Raw genomic sequence first — 18,369 nt, forward strand, 5'->3', positions numbered from 1 at the left:
GTGTCAAGCTTCACATACTGCCCAGTGCCTTCCGCACGAAGCCGCTTATCCCGCTCCTGCCGATACTTCTCGCGAAGCGAATCACGCTCTTCCTCCGGCACAAAGCCCTCATTCTCCGAATTCATACAGAGCCTCCGCTTATCCGTTGCCTCACCGTGGATCGCATGCGACACCCCCACGAAATCGGACATGACCCTCAATGTCCGCACGCCGCTACATCCCACGGAATCCAATTAACCCTTCCGATGGTATCGTATCCAGATTTGGAAATCGAGTACCACCATGGAAGTGATTGTCGCTGACAGCACAAACCTGCATACGTATCCGCTGATGGACCGCACTAGTGCGGAGATACCCCCGCTGTCACACCACCGCCAACGGTCAACACCTGACCAGTGAGCACGGCGGAGGCCAGACTGATGAGCGTAAACGCGAGTCCATGAGCTCCTGGAGGCCTACAAGCTCACGCCGTGAGTAAATGTCCTTCGTTGGGCGAAGGGATAGATTGCTTTTCGTCGGGCAATGCGCGGCACTCACGTCAGCCATGGAACGTACCTACTCGACCAGATGGAAGAACCTGACGACAACAGGTGTTTCGTCAGTAATGCTCCAGTTGGGATCAGATGTCGCACCCTGAATAGCGGCAGCATACGATTGCCAGCCCTGGACGTGCACACGGCGCCAGTCTTCGACGCCCTCAAAGAATCCGCCCTCCGCGCTCGAAACGTCCTCTCCGACGGCCGCGAGTGGCATGATCCTCACTTCGTCGATCTCGATGATGCCGGCGACGCTGCCGTTGGAGCCGACGACCTCGTATCGATCGCCAGGTTTCGAGATTTCCTTCTGTTCAAGGTCGAAGATCGCGGCGAGTCTGCTTGTTGCGGTCTTCTTACCACTCAAGACAGACGCGATTATCCGATCCCGCAGTTCGCCTGGCTGTGCGAATTCGATGCGTTGCATTTTCTTTTTTCGCCAGTCGTCGCCAGACAGGTTCGCCCGGGTAACGGGTTCGATCACATCTGGCTCGTCCCCCTCACTTTCGGCCATCAGCTGCCCTCGCGCTGAAGGCGTCGGGCACGAGGTCACGTTCGATGGTTGTCTTCAGCGGCACTTCCTTCACAAGGCACAGCAGCACCAACGCGATGAGGGCAAGCGGCGCCATCCACAGCCTGAGAGGGGTGAGCGCGTCGTTGTAACCGTGCACGACGATGTCGCGCACCGGCGCCGGCAGCTCAAGCACACCCTGCGGCGTGAGCGACGAGATGTCACCGACCCGCGGTTCGGCGTCCAATGGCAATCGCTCGCGCATGATGTCGATCAGCCGCAGGGCGAACAGGCTGCCAATGACGGCACTGCCCAGCGACGCACCGATCTGACGACAGAAGGTGTTCGCCGCAGTCGCCGTACCCACGACTCGGTCCGGGAATGAGTTCTGCACGATCAGCAGCAGGATCTGGAGGTTCACGCCCAGCCCCCAACCCAGCAGTCCGATCTCGACGCAGAACCACCAAAGCGGTGTCTCGGGTGTCATCGTGCCCAGCAGGACGAGAGCGATAGCAATGAATGCCGCGCCGGTGATTGGCATCCACTTATATCGCCCGTACTTGCTGACAAGCCACCGCTCAACAGGGATGCGACAATCATCATGGCCATCATCGGCACCATAAGAAGGCCTGTCGATGTGGCATCCGCCCCAAAGGTCATCTGCAGGTACGTCGGCAAGTATCCCATCGCACCACATGGTGACGCCGACCAGCAGGCTCGCCGCGGTCGTGAGATTGAAGTTGCGGTCCCGAAACAGGGTGGGCGGAATGATCGGCTCGGTCGCCCGGCCCTCGATGAGAACGAACAGCATGGCCAGGACCGCGGTAGCCGCGATCAACGACAGGATTACGGGCGAGGTCCACTCGTAATCGTTACCCGCCCACGACGCCACCAGGATCAAACACGCCATCGCCCCGGCAAGCGTCATAATGCCGTATACGTCGATCTTCGGCCTCGAGCTAATACCCTTCGGTAAGTGCAGTAATGTGATCGCCGCGAGAAGCGCCAGCGTGCCAAGCGGGACGTTAAGTCAGAAGGTCCAACGCCAGCCAATTTCTTCTGTAAGCCAGCCACCCAGCAACGGACCGACGACCGACGCCACTGCGAAGACCGCACCCATGATGCCCATGTACTTGCCGCGTTCACGCACCGGCACGACGTCGGCGATGATCGCGTGCGACAGGATGATCAGGCCTCCACCACCGAGCCCCTGCACAATGCGCCCCGCGATGAGCACACCCATGTCGGGAGCGAGTGCGCCGATGACCGAACCGAAAATGAATGCGATGATCGCGAAGATCATGGGCCCTTTGCGTCCGATCAGGTCGCTCATCTTGCCGTAGATCGGCATCGTGATGGTCGAGGCCAGCATGAATGCGGTCATCACCCACAGCATCTGGTCGACACCGCCGAGCTCTCCCACCATCGTTGGCATCGCGGCGCTGAGCGCCGTCTGGCTCAACGCAGCGAGGAGCATCGCGAGCACCAGTCCGATAATAAGCAGGACCATCCCGCGCCTCGATTCGTGCGAGCGGGGGCGTGGAACAGTCCGGGAATCGGTCATGGCAGCGTACGCAGTACTTCTCGAAGTGTGTGTAAGGTCTCCTCGACCTGTACATGGATGTCCGACGACGCCGACTCGACACCGATCATCCGTGCCCACTGGCGCTGAATGAGCTGCGGATGCTCCGTCATCAGCATCTTGCGCTGCTCGAGTAGCTTCTCGTCGCTAGGCGTGAATACACCGACCATCACCGAAAGCATGTCTCCGTGGAGATCGTTCGACCCTCCGGAGCGGAGCTCGTCAAGCTCATCGTCGGTCGGCAGCCCTCATGCAGCCCTACGATCGCATCTTCCTTCGTCGGGTAGTAACGTGGTGTCGATCGTGGAAGCAAGAAAAAGCCTCCGCCGAGCAGGCCTCCGAACTGGTGCCGCGCCACAGACGGTGTCTCCAAAACGCTTGCCCGGGATTATGGAGATCAGCGGGGAAACCGTCTACCAGTACCTGCGCAAGCCACGAAGGCTCCTGCTTATTTTGCTGCTCAGAGCCAGGCAGGGAACGGGTGACTTGAAGTAATGCGCCCTTGTCGAGACCAGCTCTGACGCTGCAATCAGGTTTCGACGACGGACCGGAGGACTTTGGTCTCTCTGGCCCGCCGTCGCTGCGACGTCATCCACACAATGCCCGAAGCGCAACCCTCTGCTAAGACGAACTTTCCCAAGCCGCTTGAAAAGCATAGGGACAACCCCCGGCTGAGCCTACTGAGGCGCCATGCGGAGCGCCCCGTCCATGCGCACCGTTTCGCCGTTGATGTAGTCGTGTTCGGCGAGCATCAGAACGAGTTGCGCAAACTCGTCGGGCCGAGCGAGCCGTCCGGGGAAGGGAACACCCGCAGCGAGCCGTGCCCTGTAGTCGTCAGCCACGGTGGCCAGCATCGGGGTGTCTACTATTCCGGGGGCGATCGTGTTCACCCGGATTCCGGACCGTGCAAGGTCTCGAGCGGCCACGATCGTCATCGCGGCGACTCCGCCTTTCGATGCTGAGTATGCGATCTGTCCGATTTGACCTTCGAACGCCGCAACGGAGGCGGTGTTGATGATGAGGCCACGCTGGCCGTTTTCATCCCCGGATTTTTCGCACATTTTCTCGGCCGCGAGGCGCATCACGTTGAACGTGCCAACGAGGTTGATATCGATGGTTCGCTGAAATGTCGCCAGATCGTGGGTGCCTTTGGATGACAGGATCCGCCGAGCCGGCCCGATCCCCGCGCAGTTGACAGCAAGGCGAAGAACGCCATTTCCAACTGCATCGAGCGCCGCCCTCACCTCATCCTCTTTCGTAACATCCGCGGCTACGTAGGTCAGTCGATCCTTACTGGGGGCCTGCTCAATAGAGGAAGGCAGATCAATGCCCACCACGGCGGCGCCTCTCGCAAGGAGGGCATCCACGGTTGCCGCACCCAGCCCGGATGCGGCTCCGGTCACGAGGGCGGTTGTGTCTTTCAGTTCCACGATTCTCCTTCGTCTAAAATCATCAATCACAAATGCTCGGCATCCGCGGCAGACTCCGTATTCAATTCACGTCAAGCTACGGGAGGTGTCCGATTCCTGTTCGCGGAATGGCACAATCATCTCGGCCGCGCCGGCTTGGAAATCGGTCTGCGGTGTCACGCCCAGATCACGCTGAGCCGCACTGCCGTCGATGAGCGCCGTTTCCCAACCTCTGGAAGTGGATTCGTGAGAGATACACGCACCAGGAACCCAGTAGTTTGATCCCGGGCTGGTCACTAGTGCTATGCAAACGAGTGACCAGCCTGGGCATGCTTGAGAGGTTACCGGCCATTGAATACGATGTCAATCAAGTCGCGACCTATCTGAAATCCCACGGAGATAGGCGGATATGATGTGTGCTGCTTGGCTCGGCGCAGGAGCTTTTGACTACCTAATGTGATGTCTCGGCAGATCGGTGACGGTTCTACCTTAGGACATCGGCCCCGGCAACCACCACTGGTTCGGCAAAGACCACAGCCGCCGGCGCGGGTGCGCTGGCATTGGCATCGGGGAAGAACCGGGATTATATTGGCCTGGGCGCTTCGGCTACGGCTGACGTCCCCGGACTGCTGCGGGGTTATGCGCCCGGGCAGTCCCGATTGAATACGTTCGTCGTTCGACAGCCAAGGTCGCCGGGTTGGACGCTAGTATCTGTGGTGTGACCATTACAAGTGAAAAAGACATATTGACGAGCAGAGACATCGCGCGGATGAGCGGTGTGTCTCAAAGTACGGTGTCGCGCGTCCTGAGCGGACACCCTAATGTCTCGGCGAAGACCCGCGCCGCGGTCACGGAGATCCTCAATCAGACCGGGTTTGTGCCTAACGCCTCCGCTCGAGCAATGCGTACTCAACGCTCAAGGTCGATCGGTGTGGTCGTGTCTACGCCTGTTAACTTGTATGGGCTGGAAGTGATGGGACAGGTGCACGAACACGTGGCCCGTCACGGCCTCCGTTTGAGTGTGTGGCTTGCCGATGTTGATGGCAGCGCCCCGGATGCCTTGCAGGCGCTGCGCGAGCGGTCCGTCGACGGCTTGATCTACACCGCGGCGGTGGATCATATGCCGGAGCTTGAGGCCGACATAAATGCCGGCGCACCGATCGTGCTCATGGGGCGAACGATCCGCGGCGTGGCTACGGACACAGTGGCCGGAGCGAACGCCCAAGGCGGCCGCCGGGTAGCTGACTACCTGATCCAGCATGGCCGTCGTGACGTCGCATGGGTAGGAGGCCGCGCGTTCAGCCCAGGGCGTGAAATCGAGCAAGGTTTCCGGAATCGGCTAGCGAGCCTCGGGTCCCCAATAGACGAAAGTCGCGTCGTCTACGGAGACCTTTTCTACGCTTCCGGCGAGGCGGCAGTCGAGCAGCTCTGGAATAGCAAAAGCAAACCCGATACGATTTTCTGCGCCAACGATCTCGTCGCATACGGCGTACTTGACGCCGCCCGCAAGTCCAACATCCGTGTTCCGGAGGACCTCTGGGTGATCGGGTACAACAACATTCCGATCTCGGGCTGGGCTGCGTACGACCTAACCACGGTGTATCAGCCGATTACAGACATGGCGCGGGTAAGCGTAGAGCTGCTCCTGCAGCGGATTGAGGGAAAACAAGGGACCTCGCCACAGCGGCGACGGCTCGAGGGGAAGCTCATTGTTCGAGGCTCCACCGCCCACGCGCCCCACGAGTCGAGTTGAGACGAAGCCTGGACGCGGCCAGCTTCAGCCGCACCTTCCGCGGCGCCTTCGGCCTGTCCCCCACCAACTGGCACCGCCAGGCCTGATCCGACGCGCGAGCGTACGACGGCGGGCTGGCGCCGGCTTGGAGCCTAGATCAGCCCCTGTGCCAGCATGGCGTCGGCGACCTTGACGAACCCGCCGATGTTCGCGCCCAGGACATAGTCCCCGGGGGCACCGTATTCTTCGGCGGTGGCAGCGCACAGGTCATGGATTCCCACCATGATGTCCGTCAGGCGCTGCTCGGTGTGCTCGAAGGACCAGGAATCGCGGCTGGCGTTCTGCTGCATCTCCAGAGCGGAGGTGGCAACTCCACCGGCGTTGGCTGCCTTGCCGGGCGCGAACAGGACGCCTGCCTGCTGGAAGACCGCGACGGCGTCGGGTGTGCTCGGCATGTTGGCGCCCTCACCCACGGCGAGCAGGCCGCCCTGCACCAGGGCAGCGGCAGCGTCGCCGTCGAGCTCGTTCTGCGTTGCGCACGGCAGCGCCACTGTGGCGCCGGCATCCCACACCGAGCCGCCGTCCACGTAGGTGGCGCCCGGCTTGCGGACGCCGTACTCCTTGAGCCGTGCACGCTCCACTTCCTTGATCTGGCGCAGCAGCGGAACGTCGATGCCGGCCTCGTCGATGATGTAGCCGCTGGAGTCTGAGCAGGCAACCACAGTGGCGCCCAATGCCTGGGCCTTCGCGATGGCGTTGATGGCCACGTTGCCGGAACCGGAGACCACCACGCGCTGCCCGTCGAAGGAGAGTCCGCGGGTTTTGAGCATTTCGCTGGTGAAGATGACCGTCCCGAAACCAGTGGCTTCCGGCCGCACCAGGGACCCGCCCCAGGAGATGCCCTTTCCGGTGAGGACGCCGGATTCGTAGCGGTTGGTGATGCGCTTGTACTGGCCGAAGAGGTAGCCGATTTCGCGCCCGCCCACGCCGATGTCGCCGGCCGGGACATCGGTGTACTCGCCGATGTGGCGGTAAAGCTCGGTCATGAAGGACTGGCAGAACCGCATGACCTCGGCGTCGCTGCGGCCGCGGGGGTCGAAGTCGGAGCCGCCCTTGCCGCCGCCTATGGGCATGCCGGTCAGCGCGTTTTTGAAGATCTGCTCAAACCCGAGGAATTTGACGATGCCCAGGTTCACTGAGGGGTGGAACCGCAGTCCGCCCTTGTAGGGACCCAGCGCTGAATTGAATTCCACGCGGAAGCCGCGGTTGATCTGCACCCGGCCTTGATCGTCCGTCCAGGGGACGCGGAAAATGATCTGCCGCTCAGGTTCGCAGAGCCGCTCGAGGATGGCTGCTTCGAGGAACTCGGGGTGGCGGTCGTGGACCGGACCGAGGCTTTCGAAGACCTCGGTGATAACTTGGTGGAATTCCGCTTCACCGGGGTTTCTGGCCAGGACTGTATCCCTGATGGCCTCCAGCCGAGCATGCATGAACTTTTCCTTACGTGGCCGAACGAGGGCAGGCACACGCAGGGCGGCGCTGTCCCAAAGGTTTATGTTTCAACTTATCCGATTACGACTGCGGACTGTTAGGCGGGCGCCGCAGCTTCCGCTAATCTCCGTATTGTGACAGTTATATTCCACTTTATGAAATGTTTTTCGGGTGAACCTGCCGGCAGCGGGGCGGCCTGATGCCGTACGTCTGCCTCCTCCTCTCCGCCGCCGCGCTGCTGATCAACGGCCTGGCCATGCTGGGGCACGTACCTCGCCGTGACGCAGCCGTGCTGAGCCTGGTGGTGGGCATCGTCCAGCTGGTGCTCGGCGTCGTCGTCCTGTCCCCGGGCAGCTCTGCGGGCGGAGCGCTGACGGCCGCCGGCATGTTCCTGTTCGGCCTGACGTACGTCTACGTGGGCCTGGACTTTTTGCTGGGGCTAGGGTCGAAGGGGCTGGGCTGGTTCTGCGGCATGGTGGCCCTTGTTGGGTTGCTCCTGGCGGCGGCGTGGTTTGTCAAGGATCCACTGCTGGCCGTTCTCTGGCTGGGCTGGTCCCTGCTGTGGGGTTTGTTTTTTGCCTCGATGGCCCTCGGCCTGTCCCGGCTGGACCCGTTCACCGGCTGGGCGCTGGTCCTCACCAGCCAGGTGAGCGCCACCGTCCCGGCCTTTCTGGGGCTCGCCGGGCTGTGGCCGCGCAGCCCGACGGTTGCTGCCGCTGCAGCCGCCGTGCTGGCCGGACTGTTCGCCGCCGCCGGCGTCCTGGCACGCCGGACCCCTTACGCACACGGAAAGGCCCGATCCGGTGCAGCTGCACCAGACCGGGCCTCTAGCCAACGCCTCGCTGCCGAAAAGGACGCAGCGCGTTAGCCGGCCTTCCCAGGCTGCTGATCCGTTGCCGCCGTTCAATCCGGACCTCCGCCATGACACCGGCGGCGAACATCACGGGGACAGCCACCAGCAGGGCCTCCGGGTTGACCCACAACGTCCACGTGGTTGCGCGGACGCTGTTTGCTTCACTGGACGGCCTGGTTCTCCAGTACTTGGCGGGGGTGGATCGCGAGGAAATCGCCGCTTCCCTGGAAGAAGTGCACCAAGTCCTGCTGCTCAGGACCGGCGCCGCCACCTGAACCGCACCTCCATGGCATACTGCCCTAGACCAGAAATTGCCGGAGACACCGGCCGGAAGGGGCCCCTTGATGCAGGAACTCGCCAGTGTGGATGAGACGGCGCGGCAGCACGTCGTCGAGGCCATTGCCCGGGCGGACGTCAGCGCAGGAGCTGACTTCGAGCAGCGGTTCCACCGGCACTTCCCGGACCTCCTCCGGCTGTTCCATTCGCTGTACGGTTCGCGCGGGGACTGGCTGGACCAGCTCACTGCACTGGTCCTGCAATGCGCGCGTTCGTGGCAGGACCGCCCGGCGGAGCTGAAGGCCATCGATGGCGAGCGGGAGGCCAACCCCGGATGGTTCCAGGCCAACACCATGCTGGGCGGCGTTTGCTACGTTGACCGGTACGCGGAAATCCTCGAAGGAGTCCGGAGCCGCATCCCGTACTTCAAGGAACTCGGCCTCACCTACCTGCACCTCATGCCGCTGTTCCTGGCGCCCGAACCCCACTCCGACGGCGGCTACGCCGTCTCCAGCTATCGCCAGGTCAACCCGAAACTGGGCACCATGGGGCAGCTCCGCGATCTGGCCGCAGAACTCAAGGCCAACGGGATCAGCCTCGTGGTGGACTTCATCTTCAACCACACCTCGGACGAGCACGAGTGGGCCAGCCGCGCTGCCGCCGGCGATCCCGAGTTCAGTGACTACTACTGGATCTTCCCGGACCGCACCATGCCGGACGCCTTCGAACAGAACGTGCGGGAGATCTTCCCGGAGAACCACCCCGGTTCTTTTATCCGGATGGAGGACGGCCGCTGGGTCTGGGCGACATTCCACACCTACCAGTGGGACCTGAACTACTCCAACCCTGACGTTTTCCGCGCCATGGCAGGCGAGATGCTGTTCCTTGCCAACCAGGGCGTGGACATCCTGCGCATGGACGCGGTGGCCTTCATCTGGAAACAGCTCGGCACCCCCTGCGAAAACCTTCCCGAAGCCCACACCCTGTTGCAGGCCTTCAACGCCGTATGCCGGCTGGCGGCGCCGTCGCTGCTGTTCAAGTCCGAGGCCATCGTGCACCCGGACGAGGTGGCCCTCTACATCGACCCCGCCGAATGCCAGATCTCCTACAACCCGCTGCAGATGGCCCTGATCTGGGAATCCCTGGCCACCCGTGACGCCTCGCTGCTGGCCCAGGCACTGGAGCGCCGGCACAACATCCCGGACGGAACCTCCTGGGTGAACTACGTCCGCAGCCACGACGACATCGGCTGGACCTTCGCCGATGAGGACGCCGCCGAACTGGGCATCAACGGCTTCGACCACCGCCGGTTCCTCAACTCCTTCTACGTCGACCGCTTCCCGGGCAGCTTCGCCCGTGGCGTGCCCTTCCAGGACAACCCCAAGACCGGGGACTGCAGGATTTCAGGCACGACGGCGTCCCTGTGCGGCATGGAAATCGACCCGGCTGAGGCGGTGGAGCGGATCCTCCTGGCCCACTCGGTTGCCTTCAGCACCGGCGGCATTCCGCTGCTGTACCTGGGCGACGAGGTGGGCCAGGTGAACGACTACGGCTACGCCTCCGAGCCGGGGCACGAGGCGGACAGCCGGTGGGTCCACCGGCCGCACTATCCGGCCGAGCAGTACGCCCGCCGCCGGGATCCGTCCACTCCCGAAGGAGCGGTTTTTGCCGGCCTGAAGCGGATGATCGAGGTCCGGGCAGCCACGCCCGAACTTGCCGGCACCCGGCTCATCGACTTCGCCACGAACAACCGCAGCGTCCTGGCCTATCAACGCCCCGGGTGGCAATTCTGGATCCTTGCACTGGCCAACTTCAGCGACCAGCCGCAGTCCCTGCCCGCCGAAACCTTTTCCGGATACGCAAGTGCCGCCGTCGACCTTCTCTCCGAAGCCGGCCTGCAGCTGGACGAAGGAGTCACGCTCCTGCCCCGGCAGTACCTCTGGCTGCGCGTCACCCCCGTCTAATCCCAACTAAGTAGCGCTAAGTGCTGTTATGACTGCCCAAAACGACACTTAGCGCGACCCAGTTGGGCGGGCGGGGGCGGGGCGTGAAACCATACGGATCATGGCCTCCAAGATTGCGTACCAGGGTGAGCCCGGCGCCAACTCCAATATCGCGTGCAAGCAGATGTTCCCGGACATGGAAAGCGTGCCCTGCGCGAGCTTCGAGGACGCGTTTGAACTCGTCTCCAGCGGCGAGGCGGACCTCGGCATGATCCCCATCGAGAATTCGATCGCGGGCCGGGTGGCGGACATCCATGTCCTGCTGCCCCAGTCCAACCTGCAGATTGTGGGTGAGTACTTCCTGCCCATCCACTTCGACCTGCTGGGCATCCCGGGCAGCACCATCGACGGTGCCACCGAGGTCCACAGCCACATCCACGCCCTGGGCCAGTGCCGGAAGCTGATCCGCGAGCACGGGCTCAAGCCGGTCATCGCCGGCGACACAGCGGGATCGGCGCGCGAAGTGGCGGAGTGGAACGATCCGCGAAAACTCTCCCTCGCTCCCCCGCTCGCCGCGCAGATTTACGGCCTGGAGGTACTGGCCTCGCGGGTTGAGGACGATCCCTCCAACACCACCCGCTTTGTGGTCCTGGCCCGGGAAACGGCGCTGCCGGCCCGGGACGAACTCCCCGGGCCGGCCGTCACCAGCTTTGTGTTCCGCGTCCGCAACGTCCCGTCCGCGCTGTACAAGGCGCTGGGCGGGTTCGCGACGAACGGCGTGAACATGACCCGCCTGGAAAGCTACATGGTGGGCAACGAATTCGCGGCAACCATGTTTATGGCCGACGTGGAAGGCCACCCCGAGGACCTGCCGCTGAAGCTGGCCCTCGAGGAACTGGACTTCTTCACCACCGAGGTGCGGATCCTCGGCGTCTACGCGGCCGCGCAGTACCGGACAGCTCAGACCGTCAGCGGCTGACCCGAGGCCTGGTGCGGTTTGCGCAGGGCGGCGAAGAACTCCCCGAGCTCGGCCGTCGCGGTGAGCGGCAGGACGTTCGCCACGTACTGGTCCGGGCGGACCACCACCACCACGCCGCCGCGGTCCAGGCCGCGCTGGTCAAAAATGTCCGCGGCGGGGTCGGTGGCGTAGACCTTCTCGTAGTCCGTCAGCTTGAACGGGCCCACCTGCGGCTTGAAGACTGCGGGAACCTTTCCGATGTCCACGGCCGTGTGCGGCTGCTGGTAAATCACCTTCAGGTCGAACCAGGCGTCAGGATCAGCGGCCGACGGCGTTGCGGCCAGCGGCGAGTCCGGCGAGTTCGCGATCCACTCGGCGAAGTCCGCCACCCCTGAGTGCACTCCGGCCGGCGCGGCGTCGGCGAAGACGTAGATGCGCCACCGCCCGTCGGCCGTGGCGTGGTGGCCGAGGTGGAGCGGGTTGGTGTCGCCCACGCGCACCACGGGTGCCGATTTGAAGCGTTTGCCTACCGGGAAGCCCGTGGCCAGCGCCTGGTGCTTGGCGGGGGCCACCAGCATGGATGGCGCGTATTCGGTCATGAATCCGGCCGGGAATTCGGCGGTGCGCACGTAGAAATCCTCGAGGTCCGAGGGGTTTTCGAACTCCTCGGGCTTCTTGGCCATCATGGTGGACCATTCCTTGTCGAAGTCGATGAGGTTCTTTGCCACCACCTGCCGCTCGGCTGAGTAGGTGGACAGCAGGCTTTCCGGGCTGCGGCCCTCAAGGACGTGCCCCAGTTTCCAGGCGATGTTGAACCCGTCCTGCATGGAGACGTTCATGCCCTGGCCGGCTTTGGCGCTGTGCGTGTGGCAGGCGTCGCCGGTGATGAACACCCGCGGGGTCCGCGCGCCGCGCTCCTCCGCCAGGACGTCGTCGAACCTGTCCGTGAGCCGGTGCCCCACCTCGTAGACGCTGTGCCACGCTACATTGCGCACGTCCAGGGTGTAGGGGTGGAGGATCTCGTTGGCCTTCTCAATGATCTGCTCGATGCTGGTGTTCCGCACGGCGTGGTGGGTTGCGGGGTCCACCTCGCCGAGGTCCACGTACATGCGGAACAGGTGGCCGCCTTCGCGCGGGATCAGCAGGATGCTGCCCTTTTCGCCCTGGATGGCGCACTTGGTGCGGATGTCGGGGAAGTCGGTGACGGCGAGGGTGTCCATGACACCCCAGGCGTGGTTGGCCTGGTCTCCGGCGAGGGTGCAGCCAATTGCTGCGCGTACTTTGCTGCGCGCGCCGTCAGCCCCCACCACGTACTTGGCGCGGACCACGCGCTCCTGGCCCTCGTTGGGACCCGCAGTGTGGAGCAGTGTGACGGTGACGGGGTATTCGCCTTCGTTCGCGACGCTCAGTGACTGGAACTCATACCCGTAGTCGGGCTTCAGGCGGGTGGGCGAATTGGCGGCGAATTCGGCGAAGTAGTCCAGCACGCGGGCCTGGTTGACGATCAGGTGCGGGAACTCACTGATGCCCATCTCGTCGTCCACAGCACGGGCACTGCGGATGATGTTGGCGTGGTTGGCGGGGTCGGGCTTCCAGAAAGCCATCTCGGTGATGCGGTAGGCCTCGGCGATAATGCGCTCCGCGAATCCGAAGGCCTGGAAAGTCTCCACGCTGCGCGCCTGGATACCGTCGGCCTGGCCAATGGCGAGACGTCCGGGGCGGCGTTCGATGATCCGCGTGGTGACGTTGGGGAACATCGAAAGCTGCGCTGCGGCGAGCATTCCCGCCGGGCCGGTGCCAACGATCAGGACGTCAACCTCGTCCGGGAGTTCATCAGGCCGGTTGAGGCCGACGCCGGCTGCCGGCTTTACCCGTGGGTCTCCGGATACGTAACCGTGGTGGTGAAACTGCACGGGATTCCTCACTTCGTTGTGTGGCTGGGAGCCAAAGGATTGTTGTTCGATAATAGAATTTGGGTTTCCATATGAGAAAACCATGCTGTGGAGCACCACTGTACGCCAGATGTGACGGGGGCGACAAGGGCGGCAGAATTGGCAACGTGCCAGGCTTGACAAACGCCGGGTCGGAGCGTGAAAGTGATCGTATACGATTTCGTACTTCAGTAGGAGATGCTTTGGAGCAGGTCAACGGGGACACCCTCGCCGCGGCACGGAAGGTGATCGCGGTGCATATCAACTACCCCAGCCGTGCTGCGCAGCGGGGACGCACGCCGGCCCAGCCGTCCTATTTCCTCAAGCCGTCGTCGTCGCTTTCCCTGACCGGGAACGCCGTCGAACGTCCCGCGGGCTGTGAACTGCTGGGCTACGAGGGCGAGATTGCCCTGGTCATCGGCAAGGCGGCCCGCCGCGTCGGGATCGATGACGCATGGAGCCATGTCGCCGCTGTTACGGCCAGCAATGATCTTGGTGTGTACGACCTTCGCTGGGCGGACAAGGGCTCGAACCTCCGGTCCAAGGGCGGCGACGGGTTCACACCCGTGGGCCCGGCACTGATCCCGGCAGACGCCGTCGACCCCGCCGGCCTGCGCATCCGCACCTGGCACAACGGGCAGCTCGTCCAGGACGACACCACCGAGGACCTGCTCTTCCCGTTCGCCCGCCTGGTCGCCGATCTGTCCCAGCTGCTCACCCTCGAGGAGGGGGACATCATCCTCACCGGCACCCCCGCCGGCGCCTCCGTCGCCAGGCCGGGTGACGTCCTCGAGGTGGAAGTATCCGCAGGTGGCCTCACCACCGGCCGCCTGGTCACCCGGGTGGAGGAAGGCACGACGCCGTTCGCGGACTTTGGTGCCGGACCGAAGGTTGATGACCTGCAAAGGGAGGAGGCATGGGGTTCACGCGAAGCCGCCGGCCTCCCGGCGGTCGAAGAAACGGAGGCGGCGGCCGCCGTCGCGCCTTCCCTCTCCCCGGAGCTGAAAGCAAAGCTGGAGTCCGTGGCCACAGCCACCCTGTCGTCGCAGCTGCGCAAGCGCGGCCTTAATAACGTCAGCATCGACGGGCTGCAGTCCACCCGCCCGGACCGCCGCGTCGTGGGCCTGGCCCGGACCCTGCGCTACGTCCCCAACCGCGAGGACCTCTTCAAGACCCACGGCGGCGGGTTCAACGCCCAGAAGCAGGCCATCGACTCCGTCAACGAAGGCGAAATCCTGGTCATGGAAGCCCGCGGCGAAAAAGGCACCGGCACCGTGGGCGACATCCTGGCCCTGCGCGCCCAGGTCCGCGGCGCCGCGGCCATCATCACCGACGGCGGCGTCCGCGACTTCACCGCCGTGGCCGGCCTGGACATGCCCACCTATTTCGCCAACCCGCACCCCGCTGTACTGGGCCGCCGCCACATCCCCTGGGACACCGACATCACCATCGCCTGCGGCGGCGCCACCGTCCAGCCCGGCGACATCATCGTGGCCGACTCCGACGGCATCCTGGTGATCCCGCCGGCCATCGCCCAAGAACTCGTGGAGGACTGCATCACCCAGGAGCAGGAAGAAACCTTCATCTTCGAAATGGTCAAGCAGGGCAACAGCGTGGACGGCCTCTACCCCATGAACGCCGAATGGCAGGCCAGGTACTTGGAGTGGGAAGAAATGGAAGGCAGGCAACCCTCATGACTGAGACTGTGGCTGAGCTTACCGCTGCCCCCGGCAGCAAGTCCGAACAGGCCTACCAGGCCGTCAAAGCCCGGATCATCGAAGGCACCTACACCCCCGGGTACCGCCTGGTCCTGGGCAGCATCGCCAAAGACCTCGGATTCAGCGTGGTCCCGGTCCGCGAAGCCATCCGCCGGCTGGAGGCCGAGGGCCTGGTGACGTTCGAACGCAACGTCGGGGCCACCGTGGCCGGGATCGACCCCACCGAATACCTCTACACCATGCAGACCCTCAGCATCGTGGAAGGCGCCGCCACAGCGTTATCCGCACCGCTGATCGATTCCGTGGCGATTGCCCGGGCCCGCGCCGTGAACGAGGAGATGCGCGAATGCCTGGAGCACTTCGACCCCGTCCGCTTCACCCGGCTCAACCAGGACTTCCACAGCGTCCTGTTCGAACACTGCCCCAACCCGCACATCCTGGACCTCGTGCACCGCGGCTGGAACCGGCTCGCAGCACTACGGTCCTCCACCTTCCGCTTCGTCCCCGGCCGCGCCCACGACTCCGTAGACGAACACGAGGCACTCCTGAAGCTGATCGAAACCGGAGCCGACCCCGACTCGATCGAAAAAGCAGCCCGCCTGCACCGCTCCGCCACCCTGGACGCCTACCTCGCCCAAGCATCCCCATCCGAACGCAACGCGGGGTCAGTAAACGCCCAATATTAGGCCTCCAATGGGCCAAAAGTGACCCCGCGTTGCTCTCAACCACAGTAAGGACTTCAACGATGACGACCTCTGCAGAAACCGCCAAGCACTACGTGCCGCAGGACCTTCCCACCCATATCCAGCACTTCATCAACGGCCAGTTCGTCGACTCCGTGGGCGGCAAGACCTTTGATGTGCTGGATCCTGTATCCAACCGGAACTACGCCACCGCCGCGGCCGGCCAGAAAGAGGACATCGATCTGGCCGTGGCGGCCGCCCGCGAAGCCTTTGTCAACGGCCCGTGGCCGAAGATGAAGCCCCGCGAACGTGCCCGCATTCTTAATAAGATCGCAGACGCGGTCGAGGCGCAGGAAGCCCGGCTCGCCGAACTCGAAACCTTCGACACCGGCCTGCCGATCACCCAGGCCAAGGGCCAGGCCCTCCGGGCGGCGGAGAACTTCCGGTTCTTCGCGGACCTGATCGTGGCCCAGTTCGATGACGCCATGAAGGTCCCCGGCTCACAGATCAACTACGTGAACCGCAAGCCGATCGGCGTCGCAGGCCTGATCACGCCGTGGAACACCCCGTTCATGCTCGAGTCCTGGAAGCTCGCCCCCGCCCTGGCCACCGGCAACACCGTGGTCCTCAAGCCCGCCGAATTCACCCCGCTCTCGGCCTCGCTGTGGGCCACCATCTTCAAGGAAGCCGGCCTCCCGGACGGTGTCTTCAACCTGGTCAACGGCCTGGGCGAGGAAGCGGGCGACGCCCTGGTCAAGCACCCGGACGTCCCGCTGATCTCCTTCACCGGCGAAACCACGACGGGCCAGACGATCTTCCGCAACGCCGCGGCCAACCTCAAGGGCCTGTCCATGGAGCTGGGCGGCAAGTCCCCCTGCGTGGTGTTCGCCGACGCCGACCTGGACGCCGCGATCGATTCGGCCCTGTTCGGGGTCTTCTCCCTCAACGGCGAACGCTGCACCGCCGGCTCCCGCATCCTCGTCGAACGGGCCATCTACGACGAGTTCTGCGAAAAGTACGCCGCCCGGGCCAGGAACATCGTGGTCGGCGACCCGCACGATCCCAAGACCCAGGTGGGCGCCCTGGTCCACCCGGAGCACTACGAAAAAGTGGCCTCCTACGTGGAGATCGGCAAGTCCGAAGGCCGGCTCCTGGCCGGTGGCGGCCGCCCCGAACACCTCCCCGAAGGCAACTACATCGCACCCACCGTGTTCGCCGACGTCGCCCCCGACGCCCGGATCTTCCAGGAGGAAATCTTCGGCCCCGTCGTCGCGATCACCCCGTTCGAGAACGACGACGAAGCCCTCGCCCTGGCCAACAACACCAAGTACGGCCTCGCCGCCTACATCTGGACCCAAAACCTGACCCGGGCCCACAACTTCTCCCAGAACGTCGAAGCCGGCATGGTGTGGCTGAACAGCCACAACGTCCGCGACCTGCGCACCCCCTTCGGCGGCGTCAAAGCCTCCGGCCTGGGCCACGAGGGCGGCTACCGCTCCATCGACTTCTACACCGACCAGCAGGCCGTCCACATCACCCTCGGCTCTGTCCACACCCCCAAGTTCGGCAGCATCGAAACCTCCGCCGCCAACGAAGGCTAGGTTCCGGCACCCAGCCCGGCTGCCGCCGTCGTACTTATCCGAACCCTTTCAAAGAAGAGAGACCATCATGACCAACTTCGTCCCCACCCCCACTGTCCCGGCACCGGACATCGTCCGCTGCGCCTACATGGACATCGTGGTCACCGACCTCGCCAAATCCCGCGAGTTCTACGTCGACGTCCTCGGACTGCACGTCACCGAAGAAGACGAAAACGCCATCTACCTGCGCTCCCTGGAGGAGTTCATCCACCACAACCTGGTGCTCCGCAAGGGACCCGTCGCCGCCGTCGCCGCGTTCGCCTACCGGGTCAAGTCCCCCGCCGAGGTGGACGCCGCCGAGGCCTACTACCGCGAGCTCGGCTGCCGGGTTGAGCGGCGCAAGGAAGGCTTTACCAAGGGCGTCGGCGACTCGGTCCGCGTTGAGGACCCGCTGGGCTTCCCGTACGAGTTCTTCTACGAGGTGGAGCATGTGGAGCGCCTTACCCAGCGCTACGATCTCTACTCAGCCGGGGAACTGGTCCGCCTGGACCACTTCAACCAGGTCACCCCGGACGTCCCCCGTGGCCGCGCCTACCTCGAAGACCTGGGCTTCCGCGTCTCCGAAGACATCAAGGATTCCGACGGCGTCACTTACGCCGCGTGGATGCACCGCAAGCAGACCGTTCACGACACCGCGCTGACCGGCGGCAATGGACCGCGGATGCACCACGTCGCGTTCGCCACCCACGAGAAGCACAACATCATCCAGATCTGCGACAAAATGGGTGCCCTGCGCATCAGCGACCGGATCGAACGCGGCCCCGGCCGGCACGGCGTATCCAACGCCTTCTACCTCTACATCCTGGACCCGGACGGGCACCGCATCGAGATCTACACCCAGGACTACTACACCGGCGACCCCGACAACCCCACCATCACCTGGGACGTCCACGACAACCAGCGCCGCGACTGGTGGGGCAACCCCGTGGTCCCCTCCTGGTACACCGAAGCCTCCCTCGTCCTGGACCTCGACGGCAACCCCCAGCCCGTCATCGAACGCGAGGAAAAAACCGAAATGGCAGTCACCGTCGGCGCCGACGGCTTCTCCTACACCCGGCCCACCGAAGCAGCCGGGGCTGAGGGCTTCAAGCTCGGAGCGCAGCTGTAAC

Annotated in this window: 16 protein-coding genes and 1 pseudogene; 9 read left to right on the forward strand and 8 right to left on the reverse strand. The window is 64.0% G+C overall.

The window, feature by feature from the left end; translation table 11 throughout:
* The 6 genes and pseudogenes from BMX78_RS23295 to BMX78_RS20725 form a co-directional block, all read right to left on the reverse strand.
* A partial coding sequence (locus BMX78_RS23295) for a hypothetical protein (protein WP_139205057.1) occupies window positions 1–191 on the reverse strand: 191 nt, incomplete at its 3' end.
* A gap of 364 nt (window positions 192–555) precedes the next feature.
* Window positions 556–1,047, reverse strand: a complete 492-nt coding sequence (locus tag BMX78_RS20710) for an ASCH domain-containing protein (RefSeq protein WP_091423902.1) — start codon at window positions 1,045–1,047, stop codon at window positions 556–558.
* Window positions 1,034–1,741 (reverse strand): MFS transporter, encoded by a 708-nt coding sequence (locus BMX78_RS23755; protein ID WP_353615456.1) that lies wholly within the window; start codon window positions 1,739–1,741, stop codon window positions 1,034–1,036. Before BMX78_RS23755 ends, BMX78_RS20710 begins: the two co-directional genes overlap by 14 nt.
* A gap of 27 nt (window positions 1,742–1,768) precedes the next feature.
* Window positions 1,769–2,608, reverse strand: a pseudogene (locus BMX78_RS23760) (MFS transporter); the annotation flags it as partial.
* Window positions 2,605–2,808 carry a hypothetical protein gene (locus BMX78_RS20720; protein WP_091423905.1) on the reverse strand — a complete coding sequence of 68 codons (204 nt, stop codon included), beginning with the start codon at window positions 2,806–2,808 and terminating at the stop codon, window positions 2,605–2,607. The gene BMX78_RS20720 and the pseudogene BMX78_RS23760, both read right to left, overlap by 4 nt.
* 495 nt (window positions 2,809–3,303) lie before the next feature.
* Entirely contained in the window at window positions 3,304–4,056 is a 753-nt protein-coding gene (locus BMX78_RS20725; protein WP_091423907.1) for an SDR family NAD(P)-dependent oxidoreductase, read from the reverse strand.
* Window positions 4,057–4,753: 697 nt separating this feature from the next.
* On the opposite strand from BMX78_RS20725, the gene BMX78_RS20730 reads away from it, so the two are divergent.
* Entirely contained in the window at window positions 4,754–5,788 is a 1,035-nt protein-coding gene (locus BMX78_RS20730) for a LacI family DNA-binding transcriptional regulator (protein ID WP_139205058.1), read from the forward strand.
* 131 nt (window positions 5,789–5,919) lie between these two features.
* Here the strand turns inward: BMX78_RS20730 and gdhA are convergent, their stop codons facing one another.
* Window positions 5,920–7,257, reverse strand: a complete 1,338-nt coding sequence (gene gdhA, locus BMX78_RS20735) for an NADP-specific glutamate dehydrogenase (RefSeq protein ID WP_091423911.1) — start codon at window positions 7,255–7,257, stop codon at window positions 5,920–5,922.
* 200 nt (window positions 7,258–7,457) lie between these two features.
* On the opposite strand from gdhA, the gene BMX78_RS20740 reads away from it, so the two are divergent.
* The 4 genes from BMX78_RS20740 to BMX78_RS20755 all read left to right on the forward strand — a co-directional run bounded on the left by BMX78_RS20740 (window position 7,458) and on the right by BMX78_RS20755 (window position 11,309).
* Window positions 7,458–8,126 (forward strand): AmiS/UreI family transporter, encoded by a 669-nt coding sequence (locus BMX78_RS20740; RefSeq protein WP_091423913.1) that lies wholly within the window; start codon window positions 7,458–7,460, stop codon window positions 8,124–8,126.
* Between the two features lie 53 nt (window positions 8,127–8,179).
* A complete protein-coding gene (locus tag BMX78_RS20745) occupies window positions 8,180–8,386 on the forward strand; it encodes a hypothetical protein (RefSeq protein ID WP_286139201.1) in 207 nt (68 codons plus the stop codon).
* A gap of 69 nt (window positions 8,387–8,455) precedes the next feature.
* Window positions 8,456–10,351, forward strand: coding sequence for an amylosucrase (locus tag BMX78_RS20750; protein ID WP_091423916.1), 1,896 nt, complete (start codon window positions 8,456–8,458; stop codon window positions 10,349–10,351).
* Between the two features lie 100 nt (window positions 10,352–10,451).
* On the forward strand, window positions 10,452–11,309 hold the full coding sequence (locus tag BMX78_RS20755; RefSeq protein ID WP_091423919.1) for a prephenate dehydratase: 858 nt from the start codon (window positions 10,452–10,454) through the stop codon (window positions 11,307–11,309).
* On the opposite strand, the gene BMX78_RS20760 is transcribed toward BMX78_RS20755, so the two are convergent.
* Entirely contained in the window at window positions 11,291–13,201 is a 1,911-nt protein-coding gene (locus BMX78_RS20760; RefSeq protein WP_091423924.1) for an FAD-binding monooxygenase, read from the reverse strand. The genes BMX78_RS20755 and BMX78_RS20760 overlap by 19 nt on opposite strands.
* 221 nt (window positions 13,202–13,422) lie before the next feature.
* Between BMX78_RS20760 and BMX78_RS20765 the strand changes: the two genes are divergently transcribed.
* From BMX78_RS20765 to hpaD, 4 genes are all read left to right on the forward strand, one after another.
* Entirely contained in the window at window positions 13,423–14,916 is a 1,494-nt protein-coding gene (locus tag BMX78_RS20765; protein ID WP_091423927.1) for a fumarylacetoacetate hydrolase family protein, read from the forward strand.
* Entirely contained in the window at window positions 14,913–15,623 is a 711-nt protein-coding gene (locus BMX78_RS20770) for a GntR family transcriptional regulator (RefSeq protein WP_091423931.1), read from the forward strand. The genes BMX78_RS20765 and BMX78_RS20770 overlap by 4 nt, the downstream gene beginning before the upstream one ends.
* 59 nt (window positions 15,624–15,682) lie before the next feature.
* Window positions 15,683–17,221, forward strand: a complete 1,539-nt coding sequence (gene hpaE / locus BMX78_RS20775) for a 5-carboxymethyl-2-hydroxymuconate semialdehyde dehydrogenase (RefSeq protein ID WP_091423934.1) — start codon at window positions 15,683–15,685, stop codon at window positions 17,219–17,221.
* Window positions 17,222–17,288: 67 nt separating this feature from the next.
* On the forward strand, window positions 17,289–18,368 hold the full coding sequence (gene hpaD / locus BMX78_RS20780; RefSeq protein WP_091423937.1) for a 3,4-dihydroxyphenylacetate 2,3-dioxygenase: 1,080 nt from the start codon (window positions 17,289–17,291) through the stop codon (window positions 18,366–18,368).
* Window position 18,369 lies beyond the last annotated feature (1 nt).

This window comes from Arthrobacter sp. OV608, from assembly GCA_900110595.1.
Taxonomy (GTDB): Bacteria; Actinomycetota; Actinomycetes; order Actinomycetales; family Micrococcaceae; genus Arthrobacter.